The organism is Novosphingobium sp. KACC 22771, assembly GCF_028736195.1.
In the GTDB taxonomy this organism is placed as follows: Bacteria; Pseudomonadota; Alphaproteobacteria; order Sphingomonadales; family Sphingomonadaceae; genus Novosphingobium.
This window is the reverse complement of sequence record NZ_CP117881.1, coordinates 574319-594426: the sequence shown is the minus strand read 5'-3', so window position 1 is coordinate 594426 and position 20108 is coordinate 574319. Positions and strand designations below refer to the sequence as shown.

The 20108-nt window shown below is 60.8% G+C and carries 12 protein-coding genes; 7 read left to right on the top strand and 5 right to left on the bottom strand.

What is annotated here, in order from left to right; genetic code table 11:
• The first annotated feature begins 510 nt into the window (after nt 1-510).
• The 3 genes from PQ467_RS02665 (at nt 511) to PQ467_RS02655 (ending at nt 4312) form a co-directional block, all read left to right on the top strand.
• Complete coding sequence (locus PQ467_RS02665; RefSeq protein WP_274175018.1) at nt 511-1086, top strand: calcium-binding protein; 576 nt, start codon at nt 511-513, stop codon at nt 1084-1086.
• 221 nt (nt 1087-1307) lie between these two features.
• Nucleotides 1308-2684, top strand: coding sequence for a glycosyltransferase family 2 protein (locus tag PQ467_RS02660; protein WP_274175017.1), 1377 nt, complete (start codon nt 1308-1310; stop codon nt 2682-2684).
• A complete protein-coding gene (locus tag PQ467_RS02655; protein WP_274175016.1) occupies nt 2684-4312 on the top strand; it encodes a glycosyltransferase family 4 protein in 1629 nt (542 codons plus the stop codon). Before PQ467_RS02660 ends, PQ467_RS02655 begins: the two co-directional genes overlap by 1 nt.
• Nucleotides 4313-4372: 60 nt before the next feature.
• Here PQ467_RS02655 and PQ467_RS02650 read toward each other — a convergent pair whose 3' ends face one another.
• From PQ467_RS02650 to PQ467_RS02640, 3 genes are read right to left on the bottom strand one after another with little or no spacing between them, the layout of a single operon-like run.
• Nucleotides 4373-5755: an HlyD family type I secretion periplasmic adaptor subunit gene (locus tag PQ467_RS02650; RefSeq protein WP_274175015.1), complete on the bottom strand. Its 1383-nt coding sequence runs from the start codon at nt 5753-5755 to the stop codon at nt 4373-4375.
• Nucleotides 5756-5758: 3 nt separating this feature from the next.
• Nucleotides 5759-7516 (bottom strand): type I secretion system permease/ATPase, encoded by a 1758-nt coding sequence (locus PQ467_RS02645; RefSeq protein ID WP_274175014.1) that lies wholly within the window; start codon nt 7514-7516, stop codon nt 5759-5761.
• Between the two features lie 40 nt (nt 7517-7556).
• Nucleotides 7557-9731, bottom strand: a complete 2175-nt coding sequence (locus tag PQ467_RS02640) for a GumC family protein (protein ID WP_274175013.1) — start codon at nt 9729-9731, stop codon at nt 7557-7559.
• A 992-nt stretch (nt 9732-10723) separates the two neighbouring features.
• On the opposite strand from PQ467_RS02640, the gene PQ467_RS02635 reads away from it, so the two are divergent.
• The 3 genes from PQ467_RS02635 (at nt 10724) to PQ467_RS02625 (ending at nt 14841) form a co-directional block, all read left to right on the top strand.
• On the top strand, nt 10724-11887 hold the full coding sequence (locus PQ467_RS02635; RefSeq protein ID WP_274175012.1) for a hypothetical protein: 1164 nt from the start codon (nt 10724-10726) through the stop codon (nt 11885-11887).
• 5 nt (nt 11888-11892) lie between these two features.
• Entirely contained in the window at nt 11893-12963 is a 1071-nt protein-coding gene (locus PQ467_RS02630) for a glycosyltransferase family 2 protein (RefSeq protein WP_274175011.1), read from the top strand.
• 174 nt (nt 12964-13137) lie between these two features.
• Complete coding sequence (locus PQ467_RS02625) at nt 13138-14841, top strand: TolC family protein (protein ID WP_274175010.1); 1704 nt, start codon at nt 13138-13140, stop codon at nt 14839-14841.
• Nucleotides 14842-14900: 59 nt separating this feature from the next.
• Here PQ467_RS02625 and PQ467_RS02620 read toward each other — a convergent pair whose 3' ends face one another.
• Nucleotides 14901-16220, bottom strand: a complete 1320-nt coding sequence (locus PQ467_RS02620; RefSeq protein WP_274175009.1) for an outer membrane beta-barrel protein — start codon at nt 16218-16220, stop codon at nt 14901-14903.
• 722 nt (nt 16221-16942) lie between these two features.
• On the opposite strand from PQ467_RS02620, the gene PQ467_RS02615 reads away from it, so the two are divergent.
• Nucleotides 16943-18109 carry a nucleotide sugar dehydrogenase gene (locus PQ467_RS02615; protein ID WP_274175008.1) on the top strand — a complete coding sequence of 389 codons (1167 nt, stop codon included), beginning with the start codon at nt 16943-16945 and terminating at the stop codon, nt 18107-18109.
• Between the two features lie 134 nt (nt 18110-18243).
• Here PQ467_RS02615 and PQ467_RS02610 read toward each other — a convergent pair whose 3' ends face one another.
• Nucleotides 18244-19983 carry a family 16 glycosylhydrolase gene (locus PQ467_RS02610; RefSeq protein ID WP_274175007.1) on the bottom strand — a complete coding sequence of 580 codons (1740 nt, stop codon included), beginning with the start codon at nt 19981-19983 and terminating at the stop codon, nt 18244-18246.
• Nucleotides 19984-20108: the final 125 nt, after the last annotated feature.

Sequence of the window (20108 nt, the reverse complement as noted above, 5' to 3'; positions counted from 1 at the left end):
TAACGGCAATCTGCCTCTCGGCCCTTCGCAGCACCCGGAAACTAATCTGTAAGACAGCTTAGGGGAAAGGTCAGATACATCGCCTTTGGAGGGGAATGGCGCCCAGCCGACGGCATCCCGACGCCCTCGCATCTGAGTCGAAAGAATGAGATCAGCGACCCTCGGTGCCAATAGGCTGACAAGGTGAATACATCGGAATATTGCATCGCATTTGGATGGAAACAATAATCGATTTCAAACGTTTTCGTGCCCATTCACCCCATAATAGCACTTTATTATAAGCATTATTCCCTAATCAATATCCGAAATTTTGAAATTTTTCGCTTTGATTTTCAAAAAATCCTATCAAATATGCTGAATAGAAACATAAAAATGACTAGACGATTTGGGCCAATATGGCCTAAATTCATATTTTTATATGTTTACCGCCATTCCCATTGCCGTAGAATAGTTGGGCAACAAAGACGGCGACATTAGATTCTGTCCGTCCAACGCAGCGGAGATAAATTTATGGCGACTCTTGACGCAACTCATTCGACAACCCCTCTCAACCTGCAGCTCGATAACGGCGGCAACACCGTTTACGGCTCTGCCTTCAACGACAAGGTTATCGGCGGTTCGGGCGCAGACTACCTAAATGGCGGCGCAGGCAATGACAAGCTGTATGGCGGCGCGGGCAATGACGTGATCAGCGGCGGCGACGGGAACGACGTGCTCTGGGGTGGCGCCGGTCTCGACCGTATGAACGGCGGCGCGGGCAATGACACTTTCGTGATCAAGGTCGGTGATCTTGATTCCACCCTTTCCCCGTATGTCTCGCAAAAGACGATCGGTGATTTCCAGGGCGCTGCCGGTTGGGCGGCGGGCGCGAACGACCTGCTTTTGCTGACCGGCTTTGGCGCAGGCTCGACCCTCAGCCTCATCAGCACCTCGCAATATTACATTCCGCCCGCTTCGAGCCCGAATGCAGTGCTGTATTATTACGATCTGCATGATTCAGCGACCAATCACGACTACACGATCGCGATCGTTTCGCTCAACGGCAAAGCCCTGTCGGCCACCGCCGGCGATATCAAGTGGGGCTAATGATCGATATTTAGGTTGGAGGCACCATCACAGGTCCTTCTCTTGAATAGCAAAACAAAACGTCGGCGGATTATGTCTGCCGGCGTTTTGTTTTGGGCAAAGTTGGTCCGAAAAGGCCGGTTCTTAGGTATAATTCCACCAGAAAAGAGCCATCTGAATGCGGCAAAGCGCAAAAGGGCTGATACCGATGGGACGCCGATCCTATTTTTAAAGGCGCAGCCATGTCCGCATTCGACGTCTCGATCATCATGCCCAATTTCAACTGCGAACCCTATATCGCCGCGTCGATCCGCTCCGCGCTGGATTCCGTCGGCGTCACGGTTGAGGTTGTGTTTGTTGACGATGCTTCGTCCGACAGCAGCGTGGCCGTCGCCCGCGCCATGGCCGAAGAATTCCCCGGCCGGGTTCAGGTGCATAGTCTGGAAAAGAATTCCGGGTCCGCCGTGGCGCGCAATATGGCGCTGCGCCATGCCACCGGGCGCTGGCTGGCCGTGCTGGACAGCGACGATCTGATGTATCCCCAGCGTCTGGCCAAGCTGATCGAGGCGGCCGATGCGCAAGGGGCGGCGATCATCGCGGACGATCTGCTGACCTTTTACGACGATGGCAAACGCGCGCCCCATGGGCTGCTGGGCGGCAAACATGCACAGGGCGGACATCGGGTCTCGCTGGCCGATTTTGTGCGCGGCAATCCGATGTATGGGCCCTATGGCTCGCTGGGCTATGTCAAACCGATGGTGCGCGCGGATGCGTGGCGGGCCAGCGATGTTTGGTATGATCCGGCGCTGCGTCTGGCGCAGGATTATGACTTCCTGCTGCGCCTGCTTGAACATGGGCTGGATTTCTATCTCCTGCCCGAACCGTGGTATTTCTATCGCAAGCATTCCAGCTCCAATTCGGCCAAGCTGAAAAGGCCGCAGATCGAGGCGCTGAAAGTGGCCGATCTGGAATTTGCCCAACGCATCGCCGGACAGGCCGATGTCGAGGCGGCGCGGCGCGAGCGCCATGCCTCGCTGGACCGGGCGCTGGCGTTTGACACGCTGGTGGGCGCGATCAAGGGACGGCAGTGGGGCACCGCGCTGGCCGAAATGCTGCGCCATCCCGATGCCGCGGCGCTGCTGGCGCTGCCGGTGCGGGCCAGGATTGAGCGGTTTCGCCGCCGCGACATCAATGTTCAAGACGGAGCCAATGCGGCGGTGCTCACCTCGCGGCGGCTGGACGATGCGGGCCGCGCGCATCTCGATACAATCGCCCATGCCCTGCGCGCAAAGAGCCTGAGCCCGCGATTGGTGCAGCCCTTTGCCCCCGATGCGCAAACGCCCGACAGCTTTCCCGCCGCCGATCTGGCCAGTTTTGACCACATCACGCTGGCCGGGTGGGAGCGGCGCGGCGACCGCTTTGTCCGCGTGGCCCCGACCGCCAAATCTGAACCGCAGGCCGAATTTGAACCGCTGATGGTGGCGCTCTCGGCCTATCCCGCGCTCGACGCGGTGCTGATCGACACACCACAGGCGGCGGAGGCAGAGAGCTTTCTGATCCGGCCGGTGGAAAAGCGATTGGCGTGGGATGAAAAGGCAGGCGCGCTGGTCGCCGCATAATGAGCGTCACCATCGACTTTGTGCCCGAGGCATTCTCAATGCAGAATCAGTCGCCGATGGGGCGACAGGCGGCAGGTGAGGGCTTTTTGCGCGCCTATCTCCGCCATTCGGGCGAGGATGCGTTTGAAGCCCATGTCCGCGCAAAGGCGGATGGGGAGGAATTCAGCCGCGCCATCAAGGCCATGGCCCCCCATGCGCAGGCCCGATGGATGACCACGCGGGATGTCTCCGGGCTTCAGCGTTCGGGTACGCTGTTCTGCTATCACCCCGTGCTGACCGAGCATGCATGGCGCAGGCGGCGCCATGGCGCGGCGCGCTACAGCATCTGCGGGCTGACCCATACCTTGTCCAGCGACAGGACGATGCGCGCAGTGACCGAACTGGTTTCCGCGCCGTTCCATCGCTGGGATGCGCTGATCTGCCCCTCGCGGGCGATCCGTGATGTGGCCCAGCGTCTGATCGAACAGCAGCAAACCTATGCCATGGAGCGCTATGGCGCACGCAGTCTGGATTTGCCGCAATTGCCGGTGATCCCGCTGGCCGTGGCCGCCGATGATTTTGACGGGCTGGAACCGCTGCGCAACAAGGCGCGGCAAAGGCTGGGCATTGATCGGGCCGATGTGGCCTGCGTCTATGTCGGCCGCCTTTCGCTGCATGCCAAGGCCAACCCGGCCGCGATGCTGATGGCGCTGGAGCGCGCCGCGCCCAGCGTGCCCGATGGGGGCAAACTGGCCATGCTGTTCGTCGGCTGGTTCGCCAATGAGCATCAGGAGGCCGCCTTTCGTCAGGCGGCCAAACGGTTGGCACCATCGGTGCGCGTTACCTATCTGGATGGGCGCAAGGCCAATCTGCGCCGGGAAGCATGGGCTGCGGCCGACATCTTCTATCAATTGGCCGACAATATTCAGGAAAGCTTCGGTCTTGCGCCTGTTGAGGGCATGGCCGCCGGCCTGCCCGTGGTCGTGTCCGATTGGGACGGATTCCGCGACAGCGTGGTGGATGGCGAAACCGGCTTTCTGGTGCCCACCACCCAGCCGCCGCCGGGCCACGCGGGCGATATTGCGGAATATTATGCGGAAGGCTGGATCAATTACGATTCCTATATTGGCGCGATCAGCCAGTATACCAGCGTGGACATCGACGCCGCCGCTGCCGCGCTTTCGCGCCTGATCGCGGATCCGGCCTTGCGCGCAAAAATGGGCGCGGCGGGGCGGGCGCGGGTGCGGGCCAAATTCGATTGGCCCGTGATCATTCAGGCCTATCAGGAGCTTTGGGCGCAATTGGGCGAACTTCGCGCCACCGCCCCCGCCGCCCTGATGCAGCGGCAATTTCCCGAGCCTGCCAACACCGACCCTTTCACGCTCTTTGCGGGCTTTTCGACGCAGCATCTCTCGCCCGATACAGTGGTGCAGGCGGGGGTGGCCCATGCCCTGGACCTTGATACCGCGCGTCTGGTCGACGCTCTGCTGCCGCCAGCCGAACTGGTGGCGCGGATCGGTGCCTTGGTGGAGGGCAAAGAGGCCCGCATTCGGGAATTGATGGCGGCGGTGCCCGATGTTCCGGCGCCGTTTTTGCTGCGCCACGTCGCCTGGTTGGTGAAATTCGGCTTTTTGCAAACGGTCGATTAGGTTTGCAAAATCGATGCCAGCAAAAAGGCCCCCTTGGTTTCAAGGGGGCCTTTCTTATGATCAGAGTTCGTGCCCGCTGCGCCACAGCGCCTGCCTGAACGGCTCCATCAAGTATTCGATCAAGGTTCGCTTCTTGGCCTTGACCAAGACCTGAACCGGCAGGCCGGGTTTCAGCGCCGAAGTCCGCCCCTTAAGCTGGTTGATTTTCTCAATATCCTTGGGATCAACCGTGACCTCGATAGTATAGTAAGACGTATTGGCCTTTTCATCGGTAATGATATCCGCCGAAACCCGCGTCACCTTACCCTCGATCATCGGCAAACGGCGTTCGTGGAGCGAGGGAAAGCGCAGTTCGGCCACATCGCCCACGCGAAGGTCATTCGCCTCATTGGGATTGACATGCGCCGTGACGACCAGATTGGCCTCCTTGGGCACAATATCCATCAGCTTTTGCCCCCCGCCGATGACGCCGCCAACGGTAAACACCGTCAGCCCCACCACCGAACCCGATGCCGTAGCGCGGATCTTGGTCGCCTCGACCAAATGGCGCGCGGCATTCCATTTGGGCAGAATATCGGCCAGATTTTCGTCCACCTTGCGCAATTCATCGGCGGCGACGCGGTCATTATCCGTACCCAGCGACATGGAGCGCATCTGCGTTTCGCCCAATTGCGCGCCGATTGAGGCGCGGTCCGCCGAAAGCCCGGCATTCTGGCCCGACAATTGCGCCCGCGCGCGTTCCAGCTCGCGCACGCGGTTCATACTGGCATAGCCCTGTTCGGCCAGAGCCCGCACGCCCGACAATTCATCGTCAAACAGCGTGGCCTGCTTTTCGCCCGAGGCGATCTGTTCGCTCAAACCCCCGCGCTTCTGCTGCAACTGGGCGGCCTGCTTTTGCAGAACGCGGCGCTGCTGGCCGATGGCGGTGTAATGGGCGGCCAGCACGGCGCGCTGCAACCGCATCGCATCATCGGCCAATTTGCGGTCCTGCGGGTCCAGACGGGCGAAAGCAATGGGCTCGTTCACCGCGCGCTGTCCGGTCAGTTCCGACTGCAAGCGTGCCTTTTCGGCCTGCAGCCCGATCACCTGACTGGCCAGCGCCCGTTCGTTGGCGGCCACTTCGCCTCCATTCAGTTCGAGCAGGATTTGGCCCGTGGTGACATATTGGCCCTCATGGACATAGAGGGCGCTGACCACGCCGCCATCGCGATGCTGGACCGCCTGACGGTTGCCAAAAACGGTGACGGAGCCCTCGGCGGTGGCCGCGCTGTCGAGTGGGACAAGGAAGGAGAAGAGGCCGAAGCCCAGAAAGAAGAGCAGGATAATCGCCCAGCCGCCCCAGATATCGCGGTGGCTGCTGGCCTCGATCATCTTGATCCCGCCCGAGAGTTTCATGCTCTCGGTGTTGACGAACTCCATCGTAACAATGTTGTTGTCCGACATGGATCAATCCTTCGCCACTGTTTCGGGTTTTTCCTGCGGAACGGCGGGTTTGCCGCCTGACAATCGCTCCATCACTTCCTTGCGCGGGCCAAACATTTCGGCGCGCCCATCGCGAATGACGAGCAATTTGTCGACATCGGCCAGGATGCCCGCGCGATGCGCCACGACGATGATGGTCACGCCGCGTTTGCGCAGTTCGGCCAAGGTCCGAATCAGATGCATTTCTCCATCCGCGTCCAGCGCCGAATTGGGCTCGTCCAGCACCAGCACGCGCGGGGCCCCAAACAGCGCGCGGGCCAAGGCCACACGCTGCGCCTGCCCCACCGACAGGCCGCTGCCGTTATAGCTCAATTCGGTGTCATAGCCCTGGGGCAGGCGCAGGATGAATTCATGCACCCCGCTCAATTGCGCGACGCGGACCACTTCGGCGTCCAGCCCGCCTTCGCCGGGAAATGTCTCCTGAAAGCGGGCGATATTTTCCTTGATCGTGCCGCGAAACAGCGTCGGTTCCTGCGGAACATAGCCCAGCGCCCCGGCCAACTGGCGCTCTGGCCAGTCGATCAGCGCCGCACCGTCGATGCGCACCGAACCGTTGACCAGCGGGGCAATCCCCACCAGCGCGCGCGCCAGCGTCGATTTGCCCGCGCCGCTGGGCCCGATGATACCCAGCATTTCGCCCGGCATCAGCCCAAAGGTAACGCCTTGCAGGAGGAGACGGTCCCGCGCAGGCGAGGCCACCGACACGCCCTCGACCGTCACGCGCCCCTGCGCTTCGGGCAGCCATGTGCGCTGGGGCGTGGGGCCGACGCCATCGAACAACAGGCCGATCTGTTCATAGGCGGCGCGGGCCTGAACCAGACTTTTCCAAGCAGCCGTGACCATTTCGATCGGCGCCAGCGCGCGCGACACCAGCAGCGAGGCGGCGAAAATCGCGCCGGGCGACATCTGCTGACTGATGACCAGATAGGCCCCCAGCCCAAGGGCCAGCGATTGCAGCATCAGGCGGATCGCCTTGACGAAAGAGGTGATGACCGCCGTCTGCAACCCGGCGCGGGCGCTGATCAGGTTGGAGCTAAGGCGCTCGCTGATCTGGATGCGGACAAAAGCCTTGCGCATGCCCAGCGCGCCGATGACTCCGGCCTGCGCCAGCGCGCTGTCCATTGCCTGAAACACGGATTGGTTGGCGCCGACCACTTTCTGGATCGCGGCCTTCGTCACCTTTTCGTTCAGCCAGCTGAGCAAGCCAAGGAGCAGGCCGCCCACCAGCGCAAACAGGCCGAGCAGCGGATGCAGGATCGTGCAGACCACGATATAGATCGGCGCCCATGGCAAATCGAACAGCGCGAGCATCCCCTGCCCGGTCAGCGCGCCACGCAATTGGTCGAATTCGCGCATCAGGCTGGAATTGGTCGCGGTCCCGCTGCCCGCCCCGGCGCGCATCAGCGCGTCGAAAATCCGGCCCGAAAGCTGCACGTCCAGCTTTTGGCTGGCGATCACGAACAGCCTTGTGCGAATAAGATCCAGCACCGCAATCGTGCTTGCCGCCGCGATAAACAACAGGGTGAGCAGGCCCAGCGTGGCAAAGCCGCGCGTGGGCACCACCCGGTCATAGACCTGCAGCATATAGATGGTGGGTGCGAGATAAAGAATGTTCAGAAAGGCGCTGAAAATACCCGCGTTCACAAAGAACACGCGGCACATTTTCAGCGCTTCCTGTATCTGCATCTCCCGCCCGGATTGCGGCAATTGCGCCTTTTTCACGGCATCCTCCATTCAGCGGGAATGATTTTCAGAACTGTTTTCAAGAATGATAGGTGGAAAGACTGCGGTGATAGCCATAGGCCTCACCCACGCCGATCGAGGCATATTTGCGCGTATCGACCAGCGTCAAAGCCGTACCCACGACGCGGGCGCCCGACTGGTTCAGTACATCAACCGAAACCTTGGCCGCCTTGGCGCTGGATTTGCGCCAGCGGCAAACCATCAGCGTGGCATCCGAGAGCCAGCCCAGCAGCCTGGTATCGGCCACGGCCAGAACCGGCGCGGTGTCGATGATGATGACGTCAAACTGTTTGCGCAATTCGGTCATCAGCGAACCGATCGCCTCGGCCTGAAACGCGCCGGAGGACATTTCCTTGACCAGAGCGGGCAGCACCGCAAGATTGCTGCGCGGGTCTTTCAGCACGACCTCGGTCAGCGAGGCCTTGCCGTTCAGCAGGCTGATCAGACCATGGCGCGCGCCGGGCACCAGCAACTGGCTGGCCGAACAGCGGCGCAGATCGCCGTCGATCAGCAGCACCCGCGCATGCCCTTCGGCCAGCACACGGGCCAGGCTGATCGCCAGCGTGGTCTTGCCCTCTCGCGGCAGCGAGGAGGCCAGCGTAACCACCTTGGACGCGCCCGGACGGTTCAGCTTGAGGAAGGCGCCGATGTTGCGTACCGCCTCGGTATAGACCGAGAAGGGGTGATCCAGCACAAAGTCCTCGGGCGCGCCGCCGGCCTGCGCCTTGGGCAGTTTGGTAATGTCGGGCAGACCGCCCGCATATTCAACATCAAGATGCTTTGCCACATCCTGACGCGTGCTGATGCTGTCATCCAGATATTCAGCGATCGCCACGCCCACGAGGCCCAGAATGATCGCCCCGATGCCGCCAAACAGGAAGGCCAGCGGATAGTTCGGCCACAGCGGCTGGTCGCCCGGGCGGGCCACAGCGGCAATGCTGGCATCGGGCAGCGGCGCCTTGACCAGAGCCTGCACTTCCTTAGAGCGCTGGAGGAAATTGGAATAGACCGTCTTGCTGGCCTCGGCCTTGCGCTGAAGATCGGCAAGACCGACCTGAGCCGAACTGTTGGCCACCAGCGAGCTGCGTGCGCCGCCAAGGCTGTTTTGCAGCGAGGCCAGATTCGAGCTGGCCGCCGAGACATCCGCCCGCAGCGAGGCCAGAATGCGGCTGGTTTCGGCCGCGATCTGCTGGCGCACATCGGCCAGATTGCGCTTGGCGCGGATCACATCGGGGTGCAGCTCGCCATAGCGCGACTGCAATTCGGCCAGTTGCGCGCTCTGCTGCGCTTCCTGAACGCGCATCGAGCGGATCGTTTCGGATTGCACCACGGCGCCCACGCCGCCGCTGCCGCCGCTCGCCAACTGGCCGCGCGCAGCCTCATAGCGGGCCAGCGCCTGAGCGTAATTGGCACGCGCCATGGCGATCTGTTCGTTGAGCGAGGAGACCTGCTGCTCGGCAACGGTTGCCCCCTGCGCGCTCATCAGATTGTGCGAGTTGATATAGGCCTGCAGATTGGCATCGTCCTGCAGCGCGGTACGACGCAGTTCGTCGGCATGGCCCGAAACAAAGCTGCCCGCCAGTTCGGTTTCGCTCTGCTTGGCGGTGCTCTGCGTCAGCAGATATTGGCGCGCGATGCTGTTGGCGATGGCTGCGGCCATGTCGGACGACTGCGCACTGGCGGTAATGTCGATGACATAGGTCAGGCCCGAGCGCTGCACCCGCAGATGCTTGAGCAGCGTGGTCATGGCCGCGCGCTCATCGGGGGTCATCGCCACGGGCGTCCCCGCCGGGGTGGCCACAGGTGCCTTCGCATCGGACTTATCCGCCTGACGAAATTCGGGATTGCTGGCCAGATGCAGCTCGCGCACGGTGGCCAGCGCCACTTCGGGCGATCCGATGAGGCGGGTTTGCGTATCCACCACATAAGTATCGGCGGGCAATCCGGGCACCACCGGCGTGCTGCCGGTAGGATCGGCCTTGCGCGGCTCGATCAGGATGCTGGCCGTTGAAGAATAGATCGGCTTGGTCATGAACAGAGCAGCGACAACCGCGCTGATCACCAAGGCGAATACACAGGTGAAGACGACGATTCGCCGTAAAAAAATGGCAAGAAGATGACGCGGGTCGGGCAGAATTTCATTTTTTGCCCGAGGTGGATTATCATATCTAAGCTCAACTGGTGCGGTGGCCATTAGCTTTCTCCTTACCGTAAGGGTATTCCGGTAACTCGCGCCCAAGCACAACCAAAGTTGGGTCCGAAACGAAGGCGAAAGCCCACGGATTTTACGACGGCTCCAACTTGCGACAGCGCGCCTTGATCATGAGGAAAACCCGAAACAAGTTTTCCGCCGCAGTAATCCGACGCAGCGCAGGCAGCAGGCGGGGCGGGCGTGAACCGGGCATGAAATTGTTCGGTCGAGGATTGGCGACCCCCGGCTTGATTGGCGCCGCGAGGGCATGGTGAGCCCCGACCGCTGAAATGCAAAAGCCTGTCTCAAGGAGTGCGGCGATTTGATGCAGCGCTGAATGGCCGCGCATGGCCGCAGCGGCGCGCAGGATTGATCACGGCCCATAAATCCCCTGCACGCAAAACTCCGCCTCTTCCACACCGCTTTGACAGCGTTTTGCCACTCAGGTTCAATGGCCCTGTTCCCAAGGATTTCTATTGCTTAATTTTAGATCGTATCATCCAATCTGGACAAAAAGCGCGCCTCCTCTCCGGACCATAGGCCGCGCGCCCAAATGGCGCCGAGCAGCAGCATTTCCACGAAATAGCGGACGATAATCCGCGCCAAGCTGCCCGCAGCCAACCCCGGCCACGCGGCCAAATGCACCCATATGGTTATCTTATCGCCCGCAATTCAATCATATCGGGGCCATCAGGGCATGAAGCCCCCCCGCAAATATGCCAATTTGCCGATGATATCGCAGAGGGAGCGCCACCGGCGAACTTCAGATTGACCGCCTTCCCCTATCTCCCAGCCTTCTTCAGTTTTGACCTAAACCACGGGCCGAACCCATCTGACCTTTGGCAATTCGAAGGCAACAGGATTCCTGCGGCGCGCGCCTCCGCTGCGGCATCGACATCGGTCCGGCGTGGCGGTTCCCGCGATGCTGATCGTTCCTGCTGGCGATCGGCATACGATATCCTATCGGCGATCTTACCAGCGAAAGAGGGGGCGAAATGGCCTTCGATGCAGGTGGACGGATGATGACAGACAGCAGGGCTCATCACATCCGGATCCTCTATCTGGTGCATAATCTGCACGATGCCGCCGTGCGGCGGCGCATGGCCATGTTTCAGGCCCATGGCGCAAAGGTCACTCTTGCCGGTTTTCGCCGTGAGGGATCGCCGCCGGGGTCTGCCGGATCGAGCGATGTGATCGATCTGGGCATCACCGCCGATGGCCAATTGGGCAAACGGGCGGGAAGCGTTCTGCGCCATTGCCTGATGCCGGGCCGATTGAGGCATGAGGCAAGACGCGCGGATGTCATCGTCGCGCGCAATCTCGAAACGCTGGTGATTGCGCGCCGGATTCTGCAACCGGGTCAGCGTCTGGTCTATGAATGCCTCGACATTCACCGGTTGTTGCTGGGCGATGGGTGGAAGACCCGGTTGCTGCATCGAATAGAGGCTTGGGCTCTGGCGCGCACGGCGCTGATACTGGTCAGCGCGTCCCTGTTTCTGAGCGAATATTTCGTGGCGCGGCGCGGGTGGCATGGCCCCCATCTGCTGTCCGAAAACAAGGTGCCGCAGACGGCCGCTCCGGCCAGCCTGCCGCCCCCGCCCGCCGCCGGGCCGCCATGGGTTATCGGCTGGTTCGGTATGCTGCGCTGTCGGCGCAGCCTTGCCTTGCTGCGTGCGATGGCCGCCGAAGCGCAAGGGCGCATCAAGGTGATCATCGCGGGCATCCCCTCGGAGGCCGAATTCGGCGCCGATTTTGCCGCGCAACTGGCCGATGATCCCCATGTCGAATTTGTCGGGCCGTATAAGGCGGGCGATTTGGGCCACCTTTACGGCCGCATCCATTTCATCTGGGCCATCGACTATTTTGAGGAAGGGCTCAATTCGGCCTGGCTGCTGCCCAACCGGCTTTACGAAGGTCTGGCGCATGGCGCGGTGCCGCTGGCTCTGAGCAATGTCGCCACGGGACAATGGCTGCAAAACCATGATGTCGGCGTTGTCTTGACCGACCCCGCGCACGAATTGCCCGGCTTTTTCGCAGGGCTCGGCCATGCCGAATTTGGCCGGATGGGTCAGTCCGTCCGCAGCCTTGCGCGCCATACCGTGTGTCAGTCCGACGCCGAGGCGCGATCTGATTTCCACATTATATCAGGTGCTTTATGAATTCCATGACCCATACAGGCGCCCATATGCCCTTTGAGGCGACGAGCCTTGAGGATGCCCTGGTCGTCATTCCATGCCTGAATGAGGAGGCCCATCTGCCCGGCCTGCTCGGTCAATTGCTGTCGCAAAGCGGGGGCGCAACGATTGTTGTGGCCGATGGCGGCAGCACCGATCGCAGCCGCGCGATCGTCAGCCAGTTGGCCGTAAACCACCCCAATCTGATCCTTCTGGATAATCCGCGCCGGATTCAAAGCGCGGCGGTCAATCTGGCGGTGCGCCAATTTGGCGCATCGCACCGCTGGCTGATCCGTATTGATGCCCATTGCCTCTATCCCGACCATTATGTCGCCACCTTGATCGAGGCCGCGATGGCCACCGGGGCCAGTTCGGTGGTCGTGCCCATGGTCACGGATGGTTTTGCCTGTTTTCAGCGAGGGGTCGCGGCCGCGCAGAATTCGCGCCTTGGCACGGGGGGGGCGGCGCATCGGCATTTGGGGGCCGGGCAATGGATCGAGCATGGGCATCATGCGCTGTTCGATCTCTCGCTCTATTGCCGCGCGGGCGGCTATGACGAGGCATTTTCGCACAATGAAGACGCCGAATTGGACAAAAGGCTGGCGGCTCTGGGCGGCCGGATCTGGCTGGAGCCAGCGGGGGCATTGACCTATTTTCCGCGCCGCACGCCGATGGCGCTGCTGCGGCAATATCGCGGCTATGGCTTTGGCCGCGCGCAAAATATTGCGCGCCACCGTTCGAAACTACATTTGCGACAGGCCATCCCGGTCCCCGTCGCGCCTGTGGCCTTCACCGGGCTGCTGGCGCTACCCATGGCCATGCTGGAGCCGGCAATGGTGCTGCTGGCGGCTCCGATGCTGGTCTGGCTTTTTGTCTGCGGAGCCTATGGGCTTATGCTGGGGTGGAAGGCCAGATCGGCCTGCGCCGCCTTTTCCGGGCCGGCCATGATGCTCATGCATTTGGGCTGGTCGATGGGTTTCTGGCATTTCGTGCTGACCCGCCCGACCGATGGAGGCGCCCCGGCCGCCATTGTACCTGGCCGCACGAATGCCGGGGGTTAGGTCGTGAAGTGATAGACCATACCTTCGATTTTGATTGTTTTCCTGACGCCCAAGCCTCGCCGCCCAGATAAATATTAGGTTCGTCTTGGATGCGTTCTTTTGCCGGGGCGCGGCGGAAAAAGCTATCAATGCCGACACTATCGCGGATCGATTTTTGTCGGGTGACGGCTCATCATGCATACTTCTCGTCTTCTTCTGGCCAAGCTGTCTTTGCTGATCGGGATTGCGCCGATCGCCATGATCGCCCCCGGCGCTCAGGCCCAAATGCAGGGACAGCCACAGGCACGTCCCGCCGCCGGATCGAGCACCATGGCCCCCGACAAGGATGAAGCGGCGCTGCCTGCGGTAACCCCGGCGTCAACCGCGGCCCAACCCTTGGTGTGTCGGCGCGATATGACATGCCCGCTGGCCGATCCTGTGAACAAGACCCGCCCGCGCAGCCCGCGCGAGATGCAGGTTGCACCCGCGGTCTCGACCCTGGCCGATGCCATCGCCATGGCTTACAAAAACAACCCGCTTCTGCTCTCGGCCAGAGCGCAGGCGCGCTCGACCGATTATGGCGTTCCCGTGGCCCGCTCGGCCTACGGCCCGTCTCTGACCGCCACGGTGGGCGACACATTTACCCGCACGAAAGAGGAACTGCTGGCCGGGCTTTGGGTCGGCGCGCGCGGCTGGGCCTACACGGCGTCGGCGGTGCTGACGCAGCCCATCCTGACCTTTGGCCGCAATGCCGCCAATGAACAGGCCGCCATCGCATCGGTCGACTATCAGCGCGAGGCGCTGCGGCTGACGGAAACGCAAGTGTTGGGCAATGTTGTTGCCGCCTATATCGCGGTGCGGCGCGATACCGCGCTGCTGACCATTGCGCGCGAGAATTTGGCCATTCTTGACCTGCAATTGCAAGGCAACCGGGCCAGGTTCAAGTACAAGGATCTGACCAAGACCGATTTGGATCAGACCGAGTCCGAACGCGAAACCGCAGAAGCGGCGCTGCTGCAAGCCGAAGGCCAGTTGGGCGTCTCGCAAAAGCAATTCATGCAATATGTCGGCGCGCCTCCGGGCGAGCTGGCCGACATCGAATTGCCCGCGTCGCCCTTTCCCAATCTGGCCGATGCTTATTCCTTTGCCGAGCAGAACAGCGCCCTGATTTCCACCGCCAGAGCCAAAGAGCGCATATCCCACGCCTATGAACAGGCCGCGCGCGCCGAATTTCGTCCGCGCATCGATGCTCAGGGCAGCTTCGCCTTTGCCAGCAATTCGCCCTACAACAACCAATTGCGCAACACACAGGTGGTGGTGCAATTGGCCTTGACCCAACCGCTGTTTGATTCCGGCCTGCGTTTGGGCAAATTGAATGAGGCCAAAGAAGCCAATGAATCCGATTGGCGCCTGATTGACTCGGCGCTGCGCGATACCCGTGAAGCAGTTGGTGCAGCATGGGACCAACTGGCCGCCGCTCGCCGGGGCATAGTCCATTTCCAAAGCGCCATGGAGCGCGCGCAGAGCGCCTATGTCGGCGCGGTACGGCAACAAAAGGCGGGCGACCGCAGCACGTTCGACGTGCTGGTTCTGGCCAGCAGCTATCAATCCATGCGCAACAATTACTATAACGCCGTGGCGCGCGAGGCCAGCGCGAAGCTGAACCTGCTGGCGTCGCTGGGCTTGCTGGAAATGCGCTATCTCGCGCCCAATGCCACACTGTATGATGCGCAGGCGCATTCCCAGAGAGTGGCGCGCAAGGGCAATCTGCCCATCCTGACGCAGGTTCTTTCGACCATCGATGGCAGCTTTATCCCCGGTGTCAGCCGCGCGCGACCCGTGCGCGACGAAGGCGCGCGTCAGGCCTTGGAAGCCAATCCGCCCGAACCGGAGAATTGATCGCGAAAAGCTCAGGCCCAAAAAAGGGGGATCGGTCGTTCCGATCCCCCTTTTTGCCATCAGAGCGTCAGATGAGCCTGTATCATCACACGATTTTCATCAAATCGCCATTCATCATTGGGCGATGTGCGGCGCTGGCGCAAAAGATCGAGAACGAAGCTTAGCCTGCGGTTCATGAGATAGCGCACCTGCGCGCCGCCCGTCAGCATCTGCCGGCTCGCGCCCAGGCCAAGCGTTTGCATATCGGCATAGCTGCCCCGCGCGCCCAGCAACAGGTTGGGGCGCAGTTCGTGCTCCAGCGACAAGCTGCCCTCGGTCACGCGCACACCGGCCGAGGTCGTCGAGGTGTTTTCATCGACACGGCGGTCCGCCTTCAGCTGAAGCGTGGTGGAGCGGCGCAGCGACCACACCAAATCGGCGCTGAAAACCGGGCTGTTGAACGAGCGCAGCCGCGGATCGGCATAATCAACATCGATCCACCCGCCGCGCAGCGACCCGACCAGGCGGTCGGTGAAATCAAAGCGCAACCCGGCCTCGATCCGCTTCTTGTGCGAACTGCGGTCGAGGCTGTTGGGCTGGAGCGCCTCACTCAGCGGCAGGTCATAGCGCGCGACCGTATAGGTGCCGCTGGTGATGATCCGGATGCCGCTGCGCAGGCGATAGCTGACGCCCGCCTGATAGGTCAGGAAATCGCCATTACGAAATTGCTGATCAATCAGCGTGCCGTCGCGGGCGATCGTATTGCTGTATTCCAGCTTGGTCAATTTTACCGAGCCGCTGATCTGCAACCGGTTGAAGGTGTGCTGCGCCTTGGCCTCGCCATAATAGCGGTTAAAACTGACAGGCTTGAGCGCGTTGACCGGGCTGGTGAAATCGCTGCGGTCCAATGTGCCGCGTTCGACACTGGCCACCATGGTCAGCGCCGTGCTGGCGCCAAAATCCAGACGGCCGTCGATGACACCGCCGTAATTCGTCACATCCTCGGTGCCATGACGTGCGTGCAGCGACTGACTGGCAAAAACCTGAAAGTCCAGGGCATGTCGCGGCATGGACGAGGTCAGCAAGACCCTGCCGTTGAGGCGCGTGGTCATGTCGCTGGTCCGATAGATATTCGATGCGTAAAGATTGTCGGTGGCTTCCTCGGCCACGCTCATACGGGGATAGAGGAAGAAGTTGCCGATCCGGCCGCCGATGGGGACATAATCCTGACGATAGCGGCCCATGACCGTGGCCGACGGCGGCAGATTGAGGCTATCGATGCGCACATCCTGCGATTGCCCCTGCGTCACGATCGAGCGCCACTCCAGATCGGTGGCCTGCGCCAGCGCGGGGCCGGACGAGAGCGCCAGTAATACGGGAGCGCAGCGCAGCGGGGACAAGAATGTGGATAATTGGACCTGGGGCAAGGCACGGCTCCTGATTGACGCGCTAAGATTAGGTATCATTCCTAATGCACGTCAATAACTTAGCCCGCGCAATTGCATCGGATTTCATTTCAATAATTCGAATCTACGACCACTTTGACGTCAACACTTGAGCGCAAAATCGCAAGTCGCTTGGATTGTTAGGTTATTTTTTCATCAACTATGCTCAGGAACTGCCCGGATCGACCCTTACCCCGCATTATGCCCGATAAACCGCGCGCAAGAATGCGCCCCTGCCGGCACGTTATCTCAATCCCTTGCATCCATGATATCCGCCAAGGAAATTAACATCCCAGACCCAAAATCGGGGCGATTGCCGCGGACCATGATGGATGCCAGGGAAAGGCCGTTTCGCCCACTCGCACCGGTCGGCGGCCCTTCGCCCGCCAATCGCCAGTTTGCCTCCCAAGCCCTTTCGACACGCGCCGAAATCTGCTTTCTCCTTTATCAAAACGCAAAATCTGCCCACGCCCAAGTCATGCGCCGGACACACTTTTCAGGCACTCCGGCGGACATAAATGAACCGTTTCGGCGACATGCCATTGACTGGCACGGCCACAGATAGGAATAGAGGAGCGTATGATTTGGCGCTGCGATGAAACGGCTGATACTGGTTCACGCCTGCATCGCCGCCGCTCTCCTCCTTGCGGGGTCACAACTGGCGGGAGTATTCCTGAATGAAAATCGCAGTTTTTGGCCTTGGCTATGTCGGGCTGTCCAACGCCGTCCTGCTGGCACAGCATAATGAAGTTGTGGCCGTGGATATTTCCGCCGAACGCGTTGCCATGCTGAACGCGCGCCAGTCGCCCATCGTGGACGCGGAGCTGGAGGAATTTCTGGCCCATCGCCCGTTGAACCTTCATGCGACGCTCGATCCCAATGAGGCATTGGCGGGGGCCGACTATGTGATCGTTGCCACACCCACCAATTACGACGCCGACACCAACAAATTCGACACATCCTCGGTCGAGGCGGTCATCCGCACCGCGATCCGCACCAATCCTGCGGCAACCATCGTCGTCAAATCCACGATCCCGGTCGGATTTATCCAGAATATCCGCAAGACGATGGAAACCGAGCAGGTGATCTTCAGCCCCGAATTCCTTCGCGAAGGGCGGGCGCTGTATGACAATCTCAACCCGTCGCGGATCATCGTGGGCGAACGCTCGGAACGGGCGCGGATCTTTGCCGAACTGCTGCTGCAGGGGGCCGACAAGAAGGATGTCGACATCCTTTACACCGATGCCAATGAGGCCGAGGCGATCAAGCTGTTTGCCAACACCTATCTGGCGATGCGCGTTGCCTTCTTCAACGAACTGGACAGCTATGCCATTGCCGGAGGCATGGACACGGGCCAGATCATCAACGGTATCTGCCTCGACCCGCGCATCGGCAGCCATTACAACAACCCCAGCTTTGGCTACGGCGGCTATTGCCTGCCCAAGGACACCAAGCAGTTGCTGGCCAATTATTCGGAAGTGCCGCAAAACCTCATCCGCGCGATCGTTGATGCCAACCGCACGCGCAAGGATTTTCTGGCCGATCAGATCATCGCCAAAAAGCCCAGGAAAGTGGGCGTTTTCCGTTTGGCCATGAAGGCGGGGTCGGACAACTTCCGGCAATCCTCGATTCAAGGCATCATGAAGCGGATCAAGGCCAAGGGGATCGAGGTCGTGGTCTATGAGCCCACGATGGCGCAGGAGGAATTCTTTGGCTCGCGGGTCAGCCGCGATCTGGCCGCTTTCAAACAGGAATGCGACACGATCATCGCCAATCGCATGACCTCGGCCCTCGCGGATGTGAAGGAAAAGGTGTTTACCCGCGACCTGTTCGGCTCGGACTGAGCGGGCTCTGCCGCACCCTTTCCGGGCGTTGGCCGCGCGGCAAAAAGGGGGGATCGCCGATCCCCCCGCCGCATCATGGATCAAGGTGGTGATTCAGCCAAAGGCGGCAAGGCAAGCCTGCCGCCCATGAAGCCTCAGTAGAATTTGACATCCGAAATCGAAGACAGGTGCGCCCCGTTCTTTGACAGGATGCCGATCATGTAATCATTGCCCGACGCCGCATCGTGGATGTCGTAATAGCCGAGCGAGGCATTCGAGGGATCATCGGCAATCCAGCTCAGCGTCGAACCCGCGCTGAACCCCTGGAGCAGCAGCAGGTCGTTGCCGCCCGCCTGCCAGACATTGGCGCCTTCAAAGTCGGTGATGACCTTTTGCACGCCGGTGCCGCCCATCGTATCGTCAAGGACCGATTTGGAGATGACGAATGTGTCATTGCCCGAACCGCCGGTCAAAAAGCTCGACGCCTTGGTCGAGGTGATGACATCGGCGCCGATGCCGCCCTTGATTTCATTGGACAGCCCGCCCTTGGCCAGCGTGCCGGCAATGTTGGTCAGCCCCGTCGCGGTGATCGCGCCGCCCGTGCTCAGCGCCGCCTGGGCCTGGGCCGTTGTGGTGTCGGCATTGATGCTGTAGGCCCGCACATAATCGACCTGCATCGTGGCGCTGTCGGGGGTGCCGTTGATGCCGCCGCCCCATGCGCCGCCCACGGCCAGATTGAGCAGCATGTACATCGGCGAATGCATATCCCCCGGCGTCGCCGTTTGGGCCACGGCATTGCCGTCAATGTACCAGACCAGATCGGTCGCGGTCCACAAAACACCATAGGAATGGAAGTTCTGCGTCACATCGCCGATGGTGACCACCGACTGGACCGACTGGTTCTTGACGCCATTGGCGCTGGTATGTGCGGTCAGATAAAGCGTGTTGGGGTCCTTGCCCAATTGTTCAAACACGTCGAGTTCGGGCGGCCAGGTGCCGTTGGCGGGCAGCAGCCAGAAGGCGGGCCACATGCCTTGCCCGGCGGGCAGCTTGGCATCGACTTCGAAATAACCGTAAAGCTGCGAGAAGCTCGACTTGGTGGTCAGCAGGCCCGAGGAATATTGCAGGCCCCAGTTGGCCGCCGATTGCTCCGCAGTCAGCTTGGTTTCTGTGATGTTGAGGATGCCGTTGTTGAGCGAGAACGGGTTGATCGGCGTCATCTTGCCGGTCGTGCCGCGCCAGTTGGCATCGGTGTAAACCTGCGCCTCGTCATTGAGGTGGCGATTGCTCAGCGCGGTGGGGCCGCCATAGCCATAGGTGGTGCTCCAGGTGCCGGTGGTGCCGTTAAAGAGGTTGAGCGAGTTGAACTCGTCATCAAACGTCATCTTCAGGCCGGCCAGATTGAGGCTGCCGGTGATGTCGCGCGCGGTGAAATCGTTGATGTTGTGATTGACCAGCGTGACCGAATCATTGTTGCCCAGGCGAATGACAACATTGCTGCCCATCTGCACCATATGCTGTTTGATCTGGGCAAAAGTGGTCAGCCCACTGTTAAACAGGCGCAGCGTGTCGGTGCCGACCGTAAAGTTAACGATCGTGTCCATGCCCTCGCCCGCCTTGTGGACGAAAGTATCCGCCCCGGTGCCGCCGATCAGCACGTCATTGCCCAGACCCCCGTCGAGCCAATGCGTGCCGCTGCTGGCCGCGATGATATTGTCCATACTGTTGCCGATCCCCCATGTATTGGTACCGTCAAGCTGGAGATTTTCGAAATTATCGCCTAATTTCCAGTTGATCGTAGAATAAACGGTGTCGATCCCGCCATTGGCAGCCTCAACTGGCTTGTCATTTTTGTTGTATACGTAATAAGTATCGTCGCCTGCACCACCATTCATGATGGTCCCAGAACCATTGCTGCGAAAAAGATCGGCTCCCGAAGAACCCGATACTGAAGTTATTCCGGCTGTAATGCTGACGCCGCGAACAGGAGCGGCGCTAGCCTTCAGCAATACGCCCGCCG

What these genes read in the sequence shown, in the direction of transcription:
- PQ467_RS02610 (WP_274175007.1), bottom strand. Translation starts at nt 19,983, where the DNA reads ATGAATGGTGGTGCAGGCGACGATACTTATTACGTATACAACAAAAAT.
- PQ467_RS02655 (WP_274175016.1), top strand. Translation starts at nt 2,684, where the DNA reads ATGAGCGTCACCATCGACTTTGTGCCCGAGGCATTCTCAATGCAGAAT.
- PQ467_RS02665 (WP_274175018.1), top strand. Translation starts at nt 511, where the DNA reads ATGGCGACTCTTGACGCAACTCATTCGACAACCCCTCTCAACCTGCAG.
- PQ467_RS02630 (WP_274175011.1), top strand. Translation starts at nt 11,893, where the DNA reads ATGACCCATACAGGCGCCCATATGCCCTTTGAGGCGACGAGCCTTGAG.
- PQ467_RS02635 (WP_274175012.1), top strand. Translation starts at nt 10,724, where the DNA reads ATGGCCTTCGATGCAGGTGGACGGATGATGACAGACAGCAGGGCTCAT.
- PQ467_RS02640 (WP_274175013.1), bottom strand. Translation starts at nt 9,731, where the DNA reads ATGGCCACCGCACCAGTTGAGCTTAGATATGATAATCCACCTCGGGCA.
- PQ467_RS02615 (WP_274175008.1), top strand. Translation starts at nt 16,943, where the DNA reads ATGAAAATCGCAGTTTTTGGCCTTGGCTATGTCGGGCTGTCCAACGCC.
- PQ467_RS02660 (WP_274175017.1), top strand. Translation starts at nt 1,308, where the DNA reads ATGTCCGCATTCGACGTCTCGATCATCATGCCCAATTTCAACTGCGAA.
- PQ467_RS02625 (WP_274175010.1), top strand. Translation starts at nt 13,138, where the DNA reads ATGCATACTTCTCGTCTTCTTCTGGCCAAGCTGTCTTTGCTGATCGGG.
- PQ467_RS02650 (WP_274175015.1), bottom strand. Translation starts at nt 5,755, where the DNA reads ATGTCGGACAACAACATTGTTACGATGGAGTTCGTCAACACCGAGAGC.